Genomic DNA, 14,719 nt, shown 5'->3' with positions numbered 1-14,719 from the left:
CAGCGCATTCTAGCAGGCCGACTTGGCTTGTCCCATAGCGGCGAACAGATAAAATAGCGGCGATCAGAGGGAGAGAATCATGTTTCGTTTAGGGCTCATTATCAACCCGGTCGCCGGCATCGGCGGGGCGGTCGGCCTCAAGGGCAGCGACGGTGTCGTGGCCGAGGCGCTGGCGCGGGGCGCGGTGCCAAAGGCGCAGGAGCGGGCCCGTCAGGCCCTGCTGCCGCTCTGTCAGCTGACACAATCCTTCGAGCTGCTGACGGTGGCGGGCGACATGGGGGGGACGCTTGCCGAGTCGCTCGGGTTGCCCCATCGCATCGTCCATCGACCCGCCGCCGGCTCCACCAGCGCCGCCGACACCCGCACCGCCGCCGAGCTGATGCGGGCGGCTGGGGTGGATTTGCTGCTGTTCGCCGGCGGCGATGGCACCGCCAGGGATATCTGCGCCGCGGTGGGGGAGTCGTGCCATGTGCTCGGCATTCCCGCCGGGTGCAAGATCCACTCCGGGGTCTACGGGGTGACCCCGGCCGCCAGCGGTCGGGTGGTGGCACGGATGATAGGCGGTGAGCTGCTGAGCCTGGTGGATGCCGAGGTGGTGGACATCGACGAGGCGGCATTTCGGGCGGGCAAGGTGCGCGCCCGTCACTACGGCCAGCTGCTGGTGCCGGGCGATCTGCGCTACGTGCAGGCGGTCAAGCAGGGCGGGCGGGAGTCCGAGGAGCTGGTGCTGGCCGATCTCGCCGCCGGGGTGGTGGAGCAGATGGAGGCCGATACCCTCTATCTGATGGGGTCGGGCAGCACGGTCGCCGCCTGCATGGGGGAGCTGGGGCTGGAAAATACCTTGCTCGGTGTGGATCTGGTGGAAAATGGCCGGCTTATCGGGCAGGATCTGTCCGCCGCGGACATCCTGACCCGGATCCGCGGTCGTCGCTGCCGCCTGATCATTACCCTGATCGGTGGCCAGGGACATCTGTTCGGGCGCGGAAATCAGCAACTGAGTCCAGAGGTGATCCGGGCCGTCGGGCGGGACCATATCCAGGTTCTCGCCACCAAAGCCAAGCTGGCGGCACTCGATGGCCGTCCGCTGCTGGTGGATACCGATGACCCGGCACTGAACCGGTCGTTAAGTGGTTATCTGCGGATAACCACCGGATACAAGGATCAGGTCATCTACCCGGTGGCCAACCCGGAATAGGACATCAAGGATGCGGCTGGCCTGGCGCCAGAGAGCCGCGATCAACCGGATCGCGGTTCCACTCCCCGAATTATTTTGCCGGCAATCCCGGAAAATGAGGCTGCGTTAAATGACGATTCACGATTTTGAGCACAAGTTGTTGGGACTGATCGACACCATGGTCGCCACGGCCAGCGAAGACGATCTGTTTGCGGGCGGTTATCTGCGCGGCCACATCTCGCTGGCGGTGGCGCGAGCCGAGCTGGAAGGCAAGACCCTGGTGCGGGATGTAAAGAGCTATGTATTGCGCAGCCTGAACGAGGCCATCTTGCAGGGCGAGCTGTCCGAGCAGGACGAGGTGCTGGTGCAGGACATGTGGAGACGGCTGCAGCAGCAGGCGGAAGCTTGATCCCCCACACAATTCAAACAGAAGTTTGAGTAATCTGCTTCCCTGAGTGTTATCAAAAGGTTAATAATGAGTCTTGCCTTTTGTTTCAGGGATTAAACTATGGCCTCCTCCTCACGCATTGCCACCAAACTGCCGCTCGAGATGCTCTATCACTGGGAGCGGCAGTGTCCTGACCGGATCTATCTCAGACAGACCATTCACCGTGAATACCGCGACTTCAGCTGGTCGGAAGTGGCGGATCAGGCGCGGCGCATGGTGACGGCCCTGCGCGAGCTGGGGCTGGTATCCGGCGACAAGGTGGCGCTGCTTTCCAAGAACTGTGCCGAGTGGTTCATCGCCGATCTGGCGATGCAGATGGGGCAGTATGTGAGCGTGCCCATCTACCCGACCGCCAACGTCGACACCATCGAATACGTGCTGCGTCACAGCGAGGCCAAGGCGATCTTCGTCGGCAAGCTGGACGACTGGAAGAGCCAGGAGGCCGGCGTTCCCGCCGATCTGCTGCGCATCGCCTTCCCCTATGACACCATGCCGGCCGCCTTGCAATGGGACAAGTTGCTGGCGGCGCACGCCCCTATTCCCGATAGCCCGGTGCAGGCGCCGGACTCCCTGCTGAGCCTGGTCTACACCTCCGGCAGCACCGGCAAGCCCAAGGGCGCTATGCTGAGCGTCGAGCGCTACGCCTGGTCGTGCGAGAAGCTGGTGGAGGCGGTGGCACTGACCGACGCCGATCGCGGTTTCTCCTACCTGCCGCTGGCTCACATCACCGAGCGGGTCTACATCTATGGCGGCAGCCTGTTCAGCGGTGCCACCATCGCCTTCCCCGAATCCCTCGATACCTTCATCGACGACGTCAAGCGCTGTCGTCCCACGGTGTTCATCTCGGTGCCGCGGCTGTGGGCCATGTTCCGCATCAAGATCCACGAGAAGCTGCCCCAGAAGAAGCTCGCCCTGCTGCTCAAGATCCCGCTGGTCTCGACCCTGATCAAGCGCAAGCTGAGCAAGGGGCTGGGGCTGGATCAGGCGCGGGTACTCGGCTGTGGCTCGGCCCCGGTGGCGCCGGCCCTGCTGCAGTGGTATTACAGCATCGGCATCAACATCACCGAGGCCTGGGGCATGACCGAAAACCACGCCTTCTCCACCCTCAACTATCCATTCAGGGCCGACAAGATAGGCACGGTCGGCAAGGCGGGGCCCGGGGTCGAGATCCGCATCTCGGACGAGGGGGAGATCCTCTGTCGCTGTGAAGGCATGATGCTGGGTTACTACAAGGATCCCGAGCACAGCGCCGAGGCCATCGACGCCGATGGCTGGCTTCACACCGGCGACATGGGCAAGCTGGACAGGGAGGGTTACCTCACCATCACCGGCCGCATGAAGGACGTGTTCAAGACCGCCAAGGGCAAGTACGTGGCGCCTGTGCCCATCGAGGGGTTGCTGGGGCAGGAGCCCATCATAGAGCAGCTGTGCGTCATCGGTTATGGCATGCCGCAGCCGGTCGCCCTGGTGCAACTGGCCGAGAGCGCCATGAGAGGGGACAGGGCCACGGTGAATGCCCAGCTGGAGGCTGCCCGCAAGCGGGTCAACGATCAGCTGGAGTCCCATGCCAGGATCCGCGGCATCCTGGTGGTCAAGGCCCCCTGGAACATCGAGAACGGGGTGCTGACCCCGACCATGAAGATCCGTCGCCACCTGCTGGAGCAGAAATACGCGGACATCGGCGAGCGCTGGTCCGGCGGCGAGAGCATTATCTGGGAGTCCTGATCAATCCGGGACACGGGAGCAGAAATAGAAAGGGGAGCCAGTGGCTCCCCTTTTTGATGGGCTCATGGGCGACGCTGGCGTCAGACCGCCCGGTATTCCAGCTCGACCGAACCCAGCGCCTTGAGGGTGGACTGGGCCGCATCCCGCTGGCTGATCTGGCCCTGCTTGTTCTCCAGCAGCACGGCGCGGCGCACCCTGGTGAGATCCTCGCCGTTCAGCACGGCGTGGGCGCAGGCCATCTGCATCGGGGGCAGGCTGGGGTTGAAGGCGGCGTTCTCGGCGTAGCGACCGCAGAAGATGCGACCGTCGGCGAACTGCAGCGCCACCGCGGCGTAACCCTGGCTGTAGGGGGCGTAGCTCTGGCGGGCGGCGGCCAGCGCGGCCTGCCACAGGGGATCGTCGCTCTCCAGCACCAGCTCATGGTGGGCTTGCGGGCTCATCAGGGCATCGGTGATGTCGAGATCCGCCGGGCCGAAGGAGTGGGGCAGGAAGGATTGCAGCTCGCTCAGGTCGTCCGGCAGGGAGACCTTCAGGGTCTTGGCGGTGCTCAGCTCGTTCATGAACTGGCGGCAGTGGCCGCAGGGGGTGTAGTTGACGGTGATCTCGGAGATCCCGGTCTCGCCACCCAGCCAGGCGTTGGAGATGGCAGACTGCTCGGCATGCACCGAGTGGAACAGCCCCTGACCGGCGAACTCCATGTTGGCGCCCAGATACCAGGTACCGCTCAGGCCGCAGGCGATGGCGCCGACGAAGAACTTGGAGATGGGGGCGACCGAGCAGGCGGCGGCCAGCGGCAGCAGGGCGAGGCGCAGGGCGCGATCCTCCAGCCCGGTGGCGGCGCTCAGGGTGGCGATCTGCTCGGGGCTGAAGCGGGCCTGGAAATCGTCGCCCAGCATGGGCAGCAGTGCTGCCTGCAGCGGGGCAGACAGGGTCTCGAGTGGCTTGGCAAAACGGGGATGCATACTGTGTCCTCAAAGGCCAATTGGGGGGCCATTGTAGGGAGCAAGCGCGGCGAAATGTGTGAGCGCGCTCACGCCTTGGTGGGCAAAGGGCTGGCGATGTTAAAGGAAACGTTTGTCTTGCGCAATCTGTGCGTCAGCTCCCAGCACGGGGGAGTTTAAGTGTCACCTGAATACGAGTGGGCGTTTGGCTAGAAAGCGAGCAATGGCCGCCAGGGCGGCCATTGCAGGGGTAGCGTGCGGTGGTCTCAGGTCAGCCAGTGGTAGATGGCAAACAGCAGCGGGGCCACGGCGGCGGTGAGGATGCCGCACACCACCATGGCGAGCGACGAGAAGGCGCCTTGGGTGACCCCCTTCTCGGCGGAGGTGGCGGTGCCGATGGCGTGGGCGCAGGCCCCCATGGCGAGGCCCTGGGCTTCCGGGTCGGTCACTTTCAGTAGTTTGAGCAGCGGATAGCCGATCAGGGCACCGATAATCCCCACTATGACCACCATGGCTGCCGCGATGGCGGGAATGCCACCCAGCGACTGGCTGACGCTCATGGCCAGCGGGGTGGTGATGGACTTGGTGGCGAGCGAGGCCAGCAGCGCCGGATCCGCCCCCATCAGATGGCCGATCAGCAGGGTAGTGCAGACCGAGATCAGCACAGAGGCCAGGGTGCAGATCAGGATGGGCTTGAGCCTTGAGCGGATCTGGCGGGCCTGCTGATAGAGCGGCAGCGCCAGCGCGACCACCGCCGGCTCCAGCAGCGCCGTGATGGGGAAGGTGCCGTGCTGGTACTGATCCAGCGGCAGATCCAGCCAGAGCAGCAGGCCTATGATGACGGCCGTGGGGATCAGCACCGGGTTGACGATGGGCCAGGGCAGGCGGCGATAGAGCGCCCGGGTCATGAAATAGAGCGCCAGGGTCAGCGGAATGGCGAGCCAGAACATCATGGCAGCCTCCTGGTCATGGCAGAGAGGAACGGCATGAGTGGCAGGGCGAACGAGGGGATCATTGCTTGTTCATCCTCTGGTAGAGGTGGCCGACGGTGGCGAGGATCAGCACTATCCCCAGCACGACGCAGAGCATGATGAGCCCGAAGGATTGACGCAGGGGCTCGAGCCAGGCCACCAGCCCGACCGCCACCGGCACGAACAGGACCCCCATGTGGCGCAGCAGCAGGCCGGCACCCTGTTCGACCCAGTGCAGCTTGATGAGTTGCAGGGAGAGCAGCATGAACAGCAGCAGCATGCCGATGATGCTGCCGGGGAAGGCGAAGGGCAGCAGGGCCGCCAGGGTTTTGCCTGTCAGCAGGCAGGCGAGGATGACCATGAAGTCACGAAGGTACAGCAGGGTGCGTTGAAGCAGCACGGGGGCCTCATCTTGGCAACTGTGAGCGAGGTCGCAGTTTAGCAGAGCGCAGGGGTCACAGAACAGGGTCAACTGACCCACAGACGATACAATGGCGGCCCATCGCCGCCGTTTTTCCGCGTCTTATCATGAGGAGATCCCATGTCGTATCCCGCTCTCTTGTCCGTGCTGCGCCAGTGGCCCGCCGATCCCGCCCTGCCGTCCCATCTGCTGCAGACCCGCCAGTGGGACGGCCCCCTGTGCCGGGTGAGGCTGGATAACACCGGCGCCACCCCTGAGCCCGTGCAGGACTGGCTGCTGTTTGACGGCGAGCTGGGTATCCCCCCCGAGGCGGCCATCTACGGTGAGGGCTTCCAGATGCTGGCCCAGACCATGGGCACTTGGCAGCACCCCGAGCCGGTCGGGCGCTGCCCGGATGCGGGCGTCTATCGCATCACGGCGGACCAGGGCTATCACACAGTCCACAGCCTGCTGCTGGTCGAGCGGGCGCAGGGCTGGCTGTTGCTCGCCTTCGCCAGCTGCCAGCGCTTTGGCGGCGAGTTTCGGCTCTACCCCGAGGGTCGCCTGCAGATCCTGATGAATGGCGAGGGGCGCGTGCTCGCGCCGGGCCAGCACTGGCAGAGCGAGGCGCTGCTCTGTCTGGAAGGACCGGACAGGGAGGCCCTGCTCGGGGAGCTGGCGAGCCGAGTCGAGGCCGAGCACGGCAGCCTGGTGGCCCAGGTACCCGCGCGGCCGAGCGGCTGGTGCTCCTGGTATCACTACTACGCACAGGTGAGCGCGGCGGACATTCGCGAGAACCTCGCGGTGCGGGCCGAGCGTTTCCCGGGGCTGCGCTACGTGCAGATAGACGATGGCTACCAGGCCAGGATGGGGGACTGGCTGACCCCTTCGCCCAAGTTCGAGCAGGGGGTCGCGCCGCTCGCGGCCGAGATCCGGGCGGCGGGTTGCGAGCCCGCGCTCTGGGTCGCCCCCTTTATCGCCGAGCCGGGCTCCCGGGTATTTCAGGATCACCCCGACTGGTTCGTGAAGGGGGATGACGGCCTGCCGCTGCCCTCCGAGCGGGTGACCTATGGCGGCTGGCGCTGCACCCCCTGGTATGTGCTCGATGGCACCCACCCCGAGGTGCAGGCCCACCTCGAGCGGGTGTTCCGGACCCTGCGCGAGCAGTGGGGCATCCACTATTTCAAGCTGGACGCCAACTTCTGGGGCGCCATCCACGGCGGCCACTTCTGCGATCCGTCTGCCACCCGGGTAGAGGCCTATAGACGCGGCATGGCGGCCGTGCTGCGCGGGGCGGGCGAGGGCGCCTTCCTGCTCGGCTGCAACGCCCCCCTCTGGCCCAGCCTGGGGCTGGTGCACGGCATGCGGGTGAGCGACGACGTGGAGCGCCAGGGCCCGCGTTTTCGCCAGATAGCCCGGGAAGCCTTCTGCCGCGCCTGGCAGAACGACCGGCTCTGGGCGCTGGATCCCGACTGCGTCTGCCTGCGCGACTTGCCCAATCAGCAGGCCGGCGCGTTCGACTACCAGTTCCACCTGGCCGCCCTGGTGGCGAGCGGTGGCATGGTGCTGGCCGGCGACCGGCTGCAGGATCTCGATGAGCTGCAGGGGGCGCAGCTGCTCAGGCTGTTGGCGCTGTGCGAGGCGCGAGCGCCGGCTGCCCGTTTCGATGACATGGGCTTCTCCCGTGGCCGGGTGACGCTCCCCAGCGGGGGCCAGCTGCTCTGCCTGTTCAACTGGGACGAGCAGGCGAAGAGGCTCGCGCTGCCGGCGGGTGGCACGGACTTCTGGGACGACAGCCCGCTGGGCGACGCCCTTGTGCTGCAGGGTGGCCAGGGGCGGGTGATCCGCTACGCCTGAGGCTAGCGCCCAACAAAAAGGCTCCCGACGGGAGCCTTTTTGTTGGTAAGGGGTCTGGCAGACGGCTTAGAAGTGCCACTCCATCCCGATGGCGTAGTTGGCGGAGCCATAGCCCGGGATCTCGTTGCTGGAGGCCAGCGCCTTGAGGGTCAGGCGGGAGCTCAGGGGAATGCCGAGCCCCATGCCGATGGCGACCTCGTCACTCTGATCCCCCATCATGTCGACGCGCAGGGTGCGGTAGAGGGAGAGATCCTGGCTCATCTGGGCATAGATCTGGGAGGATTTGTTGTAGAGTTGGCCGAAGATCTCCATCTGGAAGCCGTTCTGCGGCGTGATCGCGAGCGGGATCCCGGCGAAGCGATAGAGATCTGAGTGGTTGAAATAGCTGTTGACGATCTGGGGCGTGAAGTCGGTCTGCTGATAGAGGTTGCTGAAGTTGCGTTCGATCAGCTGATAGGTCTGCTCCGGCAGACGCAGCAGATAGTCCGGTACCTCGAAACGGATCCCCGCCATGGCAGCCGATGGCAGCAGAGTGCAGCTGATAAGCGTTAGAGCAGTGAGTCCGGAGCGCATCAAGATCCCCAAGGGTTGAAAGCAAGGCATCCATGCCAGCCGTGCATACAAGTAATTAAATTGTCAGGAGTCTTGGCTCCCTTGCTCATTATGTCGTGAGCGCAGGGAGCGTACAGGTTTTTTACTGTGAAACGGCTCACATCTCATAGATCTTCGAGGTAGTGATAGAGGCTCTTGAGGATGGCAAAGTTCCGTTCGTTACCCTGGTTCTGCTCCGCCAGCGCCTCGAGGCGTGGCACATAGTCCGGCAGACGGCTGCTGAAGTAGTCGCTGCAGTGCAGGCGCCAGCGCTTCTGCTCCGCCTCGCTCAGGGTGTGCGGCCAGTTGCGGGCGCGGTAGCGGAACAGCATCTCCGGCAGCCGTGAGTCGCTGAAGGCAAACTCCCGCTCCCCCAGCAGATCCGCCGGGGTGGCGCGCACCAGATCCATGGTGGACTTGTCGCCGTGACCGAAGAAACCGGCGTAGAGCTGGGTATCGGGATCGCTGTCATTGCTGCCGGCAAACTCCTGATTGAACACCTCCACCAGTTTTTCCCGCACTTCGGGGTGGGCCCGCAGCAGATCCAGGCTCTTGCGGCACTGCTCGCGGTTGACCCCGAGCTCGTCGGCCCGGGCCGGGGTCAGGGTCGCGGCGGGGGCCAACACAGGGCACTTGTTGATGTGCACCAGCTTGACCGGAATGCCCGCCAGCTCCCCCAGCTCCTCTTTTTTGGTGTAGAGCCGCTCGCGGATCTCGTCGCTGGAGAGCTCGATGAGCGGGCTGGGGTCACGGGTGAGATCCACCATGATCACCGCATTCTGATTGGTGGGATGCCAGGCCAGCGGTGACACCCAGCTCACGCAGCCCTGCCAGGGGGAGAACATGCCGGAGACATGCACCAGCGGCTTCATGGTCACCACATCGATGAGCGCCTTCACCTTGTTTTTGTTGCGCAGGCCAAACAGGTAGTCGAACAGCTTGGGCTGGGCTTGCTTCACCAGCTTGGCCAGCTCTATGGTGGCCAAGACGTCTGACAGCGCATCGTGGGCATTGGCATGGGCGACGCCGTTGGCCACCGTCAACTTCTCCAGCCGGAAGCTCGGCTTGCCCTCCTCATCGAAGGCCCAGGTGATCCCCTCCGGGCGCAGGGCGTAGCAGGCCCGCAGCATGTCGAGGATGTCCCAGCGGGAGTTGCCGTTCTGCCAGGCGTAGGCATAGGGGTCGTAGAAGTTGCGATACAGGGTGTAGCGGGTCACCTCGTCATCGAAGCGGATGCTGTTGTAACCCAGCACGCAGGTGTTCGGAGTGGCGAATTGATCGTGGATCTGACGGATGAAATCTGCCTCGCACAGCCCGTCCTTCATCGCCTTCTGCGGCGTGATGCCGGTGATGAGGCAGGCCTCGGGCTCCGGCAGGTAATCCGCCGGCGGCTTGCAGTAGATCACCAGCGGCTCACCGATGACGTTGAAATCCGCATCGGTGCGAATGCCGGCGAACTGGGCCGGTCTGTCCCGCGCCGGGCTGATGCCGAAGGTCTCGTAGTCGTGGAAGTAGAAGGTGGGCTCGCTGCCTGGCTGTGCTGTTTTGCTCATGTTGTTCGAGATGGGCTGTCCGATGGCGGCGCCATGGCGCCTGGGTGGGCGGTGCCATGCACCGCAGTTGCCAGCATGGTAAACCATAGCGCAGGCAGAGCGAAGCCTGGGGCGGTTGCCTGCTGTTTTAATGGGCAGAATGAAACGGTTCTATTTGGCTATATCCCTCACTTTCTGCTCCACCTGATGGGCGATGGCCCGAATATGTGCCAGTTCCAGCGTGCCGACGCGCAACTGTGGCAGCACCTGTTCATCTCCTTGAAGCGGGATAAACAGCGGGTTCAATTATGCCCATCCATGGACGGCGTACTCTTTTTGCCGCACGAACATAAGGTTGCAGAGAAAGGATAGTGGCCGTGAAGGCGGGCAGGTAAATCCTGTCGCAGATGGGACATAGGTTGGGGCCCGATACAGATGTGAAGAGGCTCTGCTCAGGGGGGGCCACTGGATGAGGTTAGCGGCATCAGGCTGTGCAGATCGAGCAGGGTGAAGAAACCCCCCTCATGAGGGTACCAGCCACCGGTGTCGATGTAGTACACGTTGCCGAGGCGGGCTGGGGCGCTCAGCGGGGTGTGACCCACAACCAGCGCGACCAGATCCGCGACTCCACTCTCATCCCGCAGCTCTATGCGGCGGCGTGACCACAGGCAGACGTTCTTGATGGCCCGCAGCTGGCCGCCGGCCACCCCACCGTCCAGCTTGTCCAGCAGCGTTTGCCAGGAGGGGAAGGGGCAGTCGGCATGCAGCAGGCCGACCGGGCCGCTCGGGGTGGCCACCTCGATGGCAATCGGCAGTGCGCGGTAGCGGGCGGCAAATTCGTCTCGCTCGGCGCTGGCCAGGCGCTGAAACCAGGCGCCCCCATTCTGGATCCAGTTGTCTTTATCGCAGCTCTCGTGGCGGCAGACGTAGTCGTCGTGATTGCCACACACTGAGTGGAACCAGGGGCGTGCCAGCCAGTCGCGGGCCTGAGTGCACTCAGGCCCGCGATCGGTCAGATCGCCGACGGAGAACAGGCGATCACACACAGGATCGAAGCCCACCCGGTTCAGCGCCTGTTGCAATAGCGCAAAATAGCCGTGGATGTCACCGACGGCCAGATCGCGCCCCCGGCGGTTGAGGGGGAAGCGTCGGATCAGTGGCGCCTTGTCCATGCCTGCCTCCTTGGTTGGGGTCGTCGGCCCAGGGCGGTGCCGAATGGCCGCTGCGGATGATTGCGTCGCGGATAAGAGCAGCATGGCACGCTCTGCCTCGGCGGTGTAGGGGCGGGCGGGATCAGGGCGCCCCGTCGCCCGGCGGCAGGGCTGGTGCATGTACCGTCGCCGATTTACCTAGGCATTTTTCTGGGCACACACAGCCGAAGGATCCCATCCTAATGAAGACCGCCATCCGTTTCACACAGGGAGTCTCATCATGGCCGAATACAGGGTTCGTCTGGTCGCCCGCCACCCGCTCGCCGAAGGCACCATGGCCTTTCATTTTGAAAAACCGGAAGGGTTTGACCACAAGCCCGGCCAAGCCCTGGATCTCAGCCTGCCGGGACATCAGGACAACCCCAGATCCCCCGATGTCCGCCACACCTTCTCCATCGTCAGTGCGCCCCATGAGGACGAGTTGCTGGTGGCCACCCGCATGCGGGACAGCACCTTCAAGCGTGCGCTGGGCGCCCTGCCCATCGACAGCAAGCTCCAGATCAACGGCCCCTTCGGCTCTCTCACCCTGCACAAACAGCCGGAGCGCGCCGGCGTGCTCATCGCCGGCGGCATCGGGATCACCCCCTTCATGAGCATGCTGCGGCACGCGGCCAAGCAGCAGACTCCGCAGGACTTGCTGCTGCTCTACAGCAACCGGCGGCCGGAGGATGCGGCCTTCCTGGCCGAACTGCAGCGGCTCGAGCGACTCAACCCGAGATTTCGCCTGCTGGCGACCATGACGGACATGGCGCACTCGGCGCAGCCCTGGCAGGGCGAGACCCATGTCATCGACAGCCCCTGGCTGAAACAGGCCATCACCGGTCTGGCCAACCCGGTCTGCTACGTCTCAGGCCCGCCGCTCATGGTCGAGGCCATCTGCCAGGCGCTGACGGCGGCCGGCGTGGATGAGGAGAACGTGCGCAGCGAATCCTTCTATGGCTATTGAACAGGGTGCCGGCGCCACTCCCGTCGACTGCAGATTGAAATAGCGGCCTGTCATGTCGTGCGCGGCAGGCCTGCCTACCAGCCGTCCCGCCCTCGCGGCGGGACGCGCTTTTTCCCTGCTCGTACATAAGGTTACAGAAGATTGATAGCCGCCCCGAGGGCACTGGTGTAAACCTGATGGCGACTGGCAGGGAGGGGTGACCAACAGCTCGCATTCGCCGTTCTGGCTTGGCCGCGAGAGGTGGGCGGCGATGGCACCCCGGCCGAGGTTCGTTCTCATTTGGACTGTATTTTCTCCACCCGACGTGGATTTTCTCCTTAGTCTCAATGGGGTGTGTTTGTTATTTCTCTCCTGACAGGAATCTTGAATGCGGCGTTCGCTGTTGATCTGGTTGGGCCCCCTGTGCAGCCTGTTGCTGCTGGGGGCGGCATTGACCGTACTGTATCGTTTGACCCACCTCTGGCACTGGCACGACATCCGGCTGGCCATCTGGTCCCAGCCCTTGCCGCAGCTGGGCGGGGCGCTGCTGCTGACCCTGCTCAGCTATGGCTGCCTCTGCTGCTATGACCTGCTGGCGGTGCGCGCACTCGGCAGGCGGCTGCCCTGGCAACAGATCGGCATGACCTCCTTCATCGCCTACACCTTCTCCAATACCCTGGGGTTCGCGCTGCTGACCGGCTCCTCGGTGCGCTACCGGATCTACTCCTCGCTCGGACTCGGCACGGGGGAGGTGGCCAGAGTCATACTGTTCTGCTCCATCACCTTCTTTCTCGGTCTGCTGGCCTGGGGCGGCGGCGCCTTGTTGCTGGGGCAGGCCGCCACCCTGTTGCCTGGCTGGCCGGCATGGACCGGCTGGCTGCTGCAGCTGGTCGGCGCCTTGGCGCTGCTGGCGGTGCTGGGCTATCTGCTGTGGCCCAGGCCGGCCCTCTCCTGGCGCGGGCACGAGCTGGTGTTGCCAACCTTCAAGACTCGCCTGCTGCAACTGCTGATCGCCCTGCTGGACTGGATGGCCGCCGCCGCCGTGCTCTATGTGCTGTTGCCGGCGGGCAGCGTCTCCTATCCGGTGCTGCTCAGCGCCTTCGTGCTCGCCAGCTTCCTCGGGGTGCTGGCCCATGTGCCCGGCGGGATAGGGGTGTTCGAAGCGAGCATGAGCCTGCTGCTCGCCCAGTATCTGCCGGTAGACAAATTGCTGGCCTCCTTGCTGCTCTATCGCTGCGCCTATTACCTGCTGCCCTTCTTCTGCGCCCTGCTGCTGTTTGCCAGCCAAGAGGCCTTGCAGCAGCGAGCCCGCTGGCACCGGCTACAGGGGATCATGGCCGCCATGCGCGAATTCCTGCCGGCCCTGGTAAGCCTGGGCACCTTCGCGGCCGGCACCCTGTTGCTCTGCTCCGGCATGCTGCCGACCATGCGAGGGCGGATCGAAGCCTTGCTGCAGCTGTTGCCGCTGCACCTGCTGGAGCTGTCCCATGTGCTCGGCAGCGTCAGCGGCGTGCTGCTGATCCTGCTGGCACACAGTCTCTATCGGCGCCACGATGCCGCCTTCCGGATCACCCAGTGGCTGCTGGCGCTCGGGATGTTCTTCTCCCTGCTCAAGGGATTTGACTGGGAGTCGGCCCTGCTGCTCGGCACCTTCCTGCTGATCATCAGCCCCTGCCGCAGCCTGTTCTACCGCAAGGGCTCCCTGCTTCATGCCCAGTTCACCCCGGGTTGGCTCCTGTCGGTGGGCGCCGTGCTGCTGTGGGCGCTGTGGCTGCTGCTGTTCTCCTATCGCCAGGTGGCGTATGACCACAGCCTCTGGCTCCACTTCTCGCCCCATGGCGCCGCCTCCCGTGGCCTGCGCGCCATGGGCAGCGTGATCGCCGTGCTGGCCGCGGTCGGGGTGGCGCAGCTGCTGGCCCCCCTGCGGATCTCCGGCCACAAGCCGGACCAGGAGGCGCTGGCCAGGGCGCAGGCACTGGTGCGGCGCGAGGGTGGCGGCCACGGTTATCTGGCGCAGCTCGGCGACAAGTCGTTGCTGTTTCACCCCGGTGGCGAGGCGTTTCTGATGTATGGGGTCGAGGGCAATGGCTGGATAGTGATGGGGGATCCCATCGGCCATGCCTCGCTCATCGAGGAGCTGCTCTGGCAGTTTCGCGAGCTGTGCGATGAGCACGACGTCAACCCGGTGTTCTATCAGGTGTCGGCCCGCTATCTGCCGCTCTATCTGGATCTCGGCCTGATCCCGTTCAAGCTGGGGGAGGAGGCCATCGTCGAGCTGCGCGAGTTCGATCTCGCCGGCAGTCGGCTGCACAACCTGCGCCAGAGCCATGCCAAGGGCAAGCGGGAGGGGCTCAGCTTCGAGGTGGTGGATGCAGATCGGGTCGTCGCCTTGTTGCCCAACCTGAGCGCCATCTCCGACGCCTGGTTGCAGGGCAAGCAGGGCAAGGAGAAGGGCTTCTCGGTGGGCAGTTTCGAGCCCGGCTACCTCGCCTTGAGCCCGGCGGCGCTGGTGCGACAGGGTGGGGATCTCGTCGGGTTTGCCAACCTCTGGGTCAGCGACGACAAGGAGAGCCTCTCCATCGATCTGATGCGCTACGACACGGGTGCGGGCACGGCGCCTATCATGGACTTCCTGTTCGTCGAGCTGCTGCTGTGGGGCAAGGACCAGGGTTATGCCAGCTTCAATCTCGGCATGGCGCCCATGTCCGGCTTCAACGACCACCCGCTCGGTGGTTACTGGGCCCGGCTTGGCAACACCCTCTTCACCCGGGGCAGCCGTTTCTACAACTTCCAGGGGCTGCGGCGTTACAAGGAGAAGTTCTCCCCGCGCTGGGAGCCCCGCTATCTGCTCTGCACCAGCCGATTGGCGCTGCCCGGTACCCTGACCCACCTGATCTCCCTGATAAGCCGCGGCCCGCTCGGGCTGATGAAGAAATAGGAGTCG

Annotated in this window: 13 protein-coding genes; 6 read left to right on the top strand and 7 right to left on the bottom strand. The window is 64.6% G+C overall.

Annotated features, from left to right (window positions below; all coding sequences use genetic code 11):
- Nucleotides 1–79: 79 nt before the first annotated feature.
- The 3 genes from KW825_RS00860 to KW825_RS00850 all read left to right on the top strand — a co-directional run bounded on the left by KW825_RS00860 (nucleotide 80) and on the right by KW825_RS00850 (nucleotide 3,347).
- Nucleotides 80–1,195 carry an ATP-NAD kinase family protein gene (locus KW825_RS00860; RefSeq protein WP_218327900.1) on the top strand — a complete coding sequence of 372 codons (1,116 nt, stop codon included), beginning with the start codon at nucleotides 80–82 and terminating at the stop codon, nucleotides 1,193–1,195.
- A 109-nt stretch (nucleotides 1,196–1,304) separates the two neighbouring features.
- Nucleotides 1,305–1,583, top strand: coding sequence for a YfcL family protein (locus KW825_RS00855; protein WP_042653566.1), 279 nt, complete (start codon nucleotides 1,305–1,307; stop codon nucleotides 1,581–1,583).
- 99 nt (nucleotides 1,584–1,682) lie between these two features.
- Nucleotides 1,683–3,347, top strand: coding sequence for an AMP-binding protein (locus KW825_RS00850; RefSeq protein WP_218327899.1), 1,665 nt, complete (start codon nucleotides 1,683–1,685; stop codon nucleotides 3,345–3,347).
- Nucleotides 3,348–3,427: 80 nt separating this feature from the next.
- Here KW825_RS00850 and cdd read toward each other — a convergent pair whose 3' ends face one another.
- The 3 genes from cdd to KW825_RS00835 form a co-directional block, all read right to left on the bottom strand.
- A complete protein-coding gene (cdd, locus tag KW825_RS00845; protein WP_218327898.1) occupies nucleotides 3,428–4,309 on the bottom strand; it encodes a cytidine deaminase in 882 nt (293 codons plus the stop codon).
- Nucleotides 4,310–4,554: 245 nt separating this feature from the next.
- A complete protein-coding gene (locus KW825_RS00840) occupies nucleotides 4,555–5,241 on the bottom strand; it encodes an LrgB family protein (RefSeq protein ID WP_218327897.1) in 687 nt (228 codons plus the stop codon).
- A gap of 58 nt (nucleotides 5,242–5,299) precedes the next feature.
- Complete coding sequence (locus KW825_RS00835; RefSeq protein ID WP_218327896.1) at nucleotides 5,300–5,659, bottom strand: CidA/LrgA family protein; 360 nt, start codon at nucleotides 5,657–5,659, stop codon at nucleotides 5,300–5,302.
- A 141-nt stretch (nucleotides 5,660–5,800) separates the two neighbouring features.
- On the opposite strand from KW825_RS00835, the gene KW825_RS00830 reads away from it, so the two are divergent.
- Entirely contained in the window at nucleotides 5,801–7,516 is a 1,716-nt protein-coding gene (locus KW825_RS00830) for a glycoside hydrolase family 36 protein (protein WP_218327895.1), read from the top strand.
- Between the two features lie 66 nt (nucleotides 7,517–7,582).
- On the opposite strand, the gene KW825_RS00825 is transcribed toward KW825_RS00830, so the two are convergent.
- The 4 genes from KW825_RS00825 to KW825_RS00810 all read right to left on the bottom strand — a co-directional run bounded on the left by KW825_RS00825 (nucleotide 7,583) and on the right by KW825_RS00810 (nucleotide 10,811).
- On the bottom strand, nucleotides 7,583–8,089 hold the full coding sequence (locus KW825_RS00825; protein WP_218292349.1) for a hypothetical protein: 507 nt from the start codon (nucleotides 8,087–8,089) through the stop codon (nucleotides 7,583–7,585).
- A 143-nt stretch (nucleotides 8,090–8,232) separates the two neighbouring features.
- Complete coding sequence (gene sbcB / locus KW825_RS00820) at nucleotides 8,233–9,660, bottom strand: exodeoxyribonuclease I (RefSeq protein ID WP_218327894.1); 1,428 nt, start codon at nucleotides 9,658–9,660, stop codon at nucleotides 8,233–8,235.
- 150 nt (nucleotides 9,661–9,810) lie between these two features.
- Nucleotides 9,811–9,945, bottom strand: a complete 135-nt coding sequence (locus KW825_RS00815) for a hypothetical protein (protein ID WP_256353529.1) — start codon at nucleotides 9,943–9,945, stop codon at nucleotides 9,811–9,813.
- 146 nt (nucleotides 9,946–10,091) lie between these two features.
- A complete protein-coding gene (locus KW825_RS00810) occupies nucleotides 10,092–10,811 on the bottom strand; it encodes a metallophosphoesterase (RefSeq protein ID WP_218327893.1) in 720 nt (239 codons plus the stop codon).
- 259 nt (nucleotides 10,812–11,070) lie between these two features.
- Between KW825_RS00810 and KW825_RS00805 the strand changes: the two genes are divergently transcribed.
- Both KW825_RS00805 and mprF read left to right on the top strand, forming a co-directional pair.
- Nucleotides 11,071–11,796, top strand: a complete 726-nt coding sequence (locus tag KW825_RS00805; protein ID WP_218292216.1) for a ferredoxin--NADP reductase — start codon at nucleotides 11,071–11,073, stop codon at nucleotides 11,794–11,796.
- 367 nt (nucleotides 11,797–12,163) lie between these two features.
- A complete protein-coding gene (mprF, locus tag KW825_RS00800; RefSeq protein WP_218327892.1) occupies nucleotides 12,164–14,713 on the top strand; it encodes a bifunctional lysylphosphatidylglycerol flippase/synthetase MprF in 2,550 nt (849 codons plus the stop codon).
- The last annotated feature ends 6 nt before the right edge of the window (nucleotides 14,714–14,719 follow it).

Source organism: Aeromonas sp. sif2433, from assembly GCF_019218705.1.
Classification (GTDB): domain Bacteria; phylum Pseudomonadota; class Gammaproteobacteria; order Enterobacterales; family Aeromonadaceae; genus Aeromonas; species Aeromonas encheleia.
The sequence above is the reverse complement of the archived record's forward strand: the minus strand, read 5'-3'. Positions and strand labels throughout refer to the sequence as shown.

Excerpts from the sequence above, each read along its gene's own strand:
- KW825_RS00860 (WP_218327900.1), top strand. The coding sequence starts at position 80 with ATGTTTCGTTTAGGGCTCATTATCAACCCGGTCGCCGGCATCGGCGGG.
- KW825_RS00855 (WP_042653566.1), top strand. The coding sequence starts at position 1,305 with ATGACGATTCACGATTTTGAGCACAAGTTGTTGGGACTGATCGACACC.
- KW825_RS00850 (WP_218327899.1), top strand. The coding sequence starts at position 1,683 with ATGGCCTCCTCCTCACGCATTGCCACCAAACTGCCGCTCGAGATGCTC.
- cdd (WP_218327898.1), bottom strand. The coding sequence starts at position 4,309 with ATGCATCCCCGTTTTGCCAAGCCACTCGAGACCCTGTCTGCCCCGCTG.
- KW825_RS00840 (WP_218327897.1), bottom strand. The coding sequence starts at position 5,241 with ATGATGTTCTGGCTCGCCATTCCGCTGACCCTGGCGCTCTATTTCATG.
- KW825_RS00830 (WP_218327895.1), top strand. The coding sequence starts at position 5,801 with ATGTCGTATCCCGCTCTCTTGTCCGTGCTGCGCCAGTGGCCCGCCGAT.
- KW825_RS00825 (WP_218292349.1), bottom strand. The coding sequence starts at position 8,089 with ATGCGCTCCGGACTCACTGCTCTAACGCTTATCAGCTGCACTCTGCTG.
- sbcB (WP_218327894.1), bottom strand. The coding sequence starts at position 9,660 with ATGAGCAAAACAGCACAGCCAGGCAGCGAGCCCACCTTCTACTTCCAC.
- KW825_RS00810 (WP_218327893.1), bottom strand. The coding sequence starts at position 10,811 with ATGGACAAGGCGCCACTGATCCGACGCTTCCCCCTCAACCGCCGGGGG.
- KW825_RS00805 (WP_218292216.1), top strand. The coding sequence starts at position 11,071 with ATGGCCGAATACAGGGTTCGTCTGGTCGCCCGCCACCCGCTCGCCGAA.
- mprF (WP_218327892.1), top strand. The coding sequence starts at position 12,164 with ATGCGGCGTTCGCTGTTGATCTGGTTGGGCCCCCTGTGCAGCCTGTTG.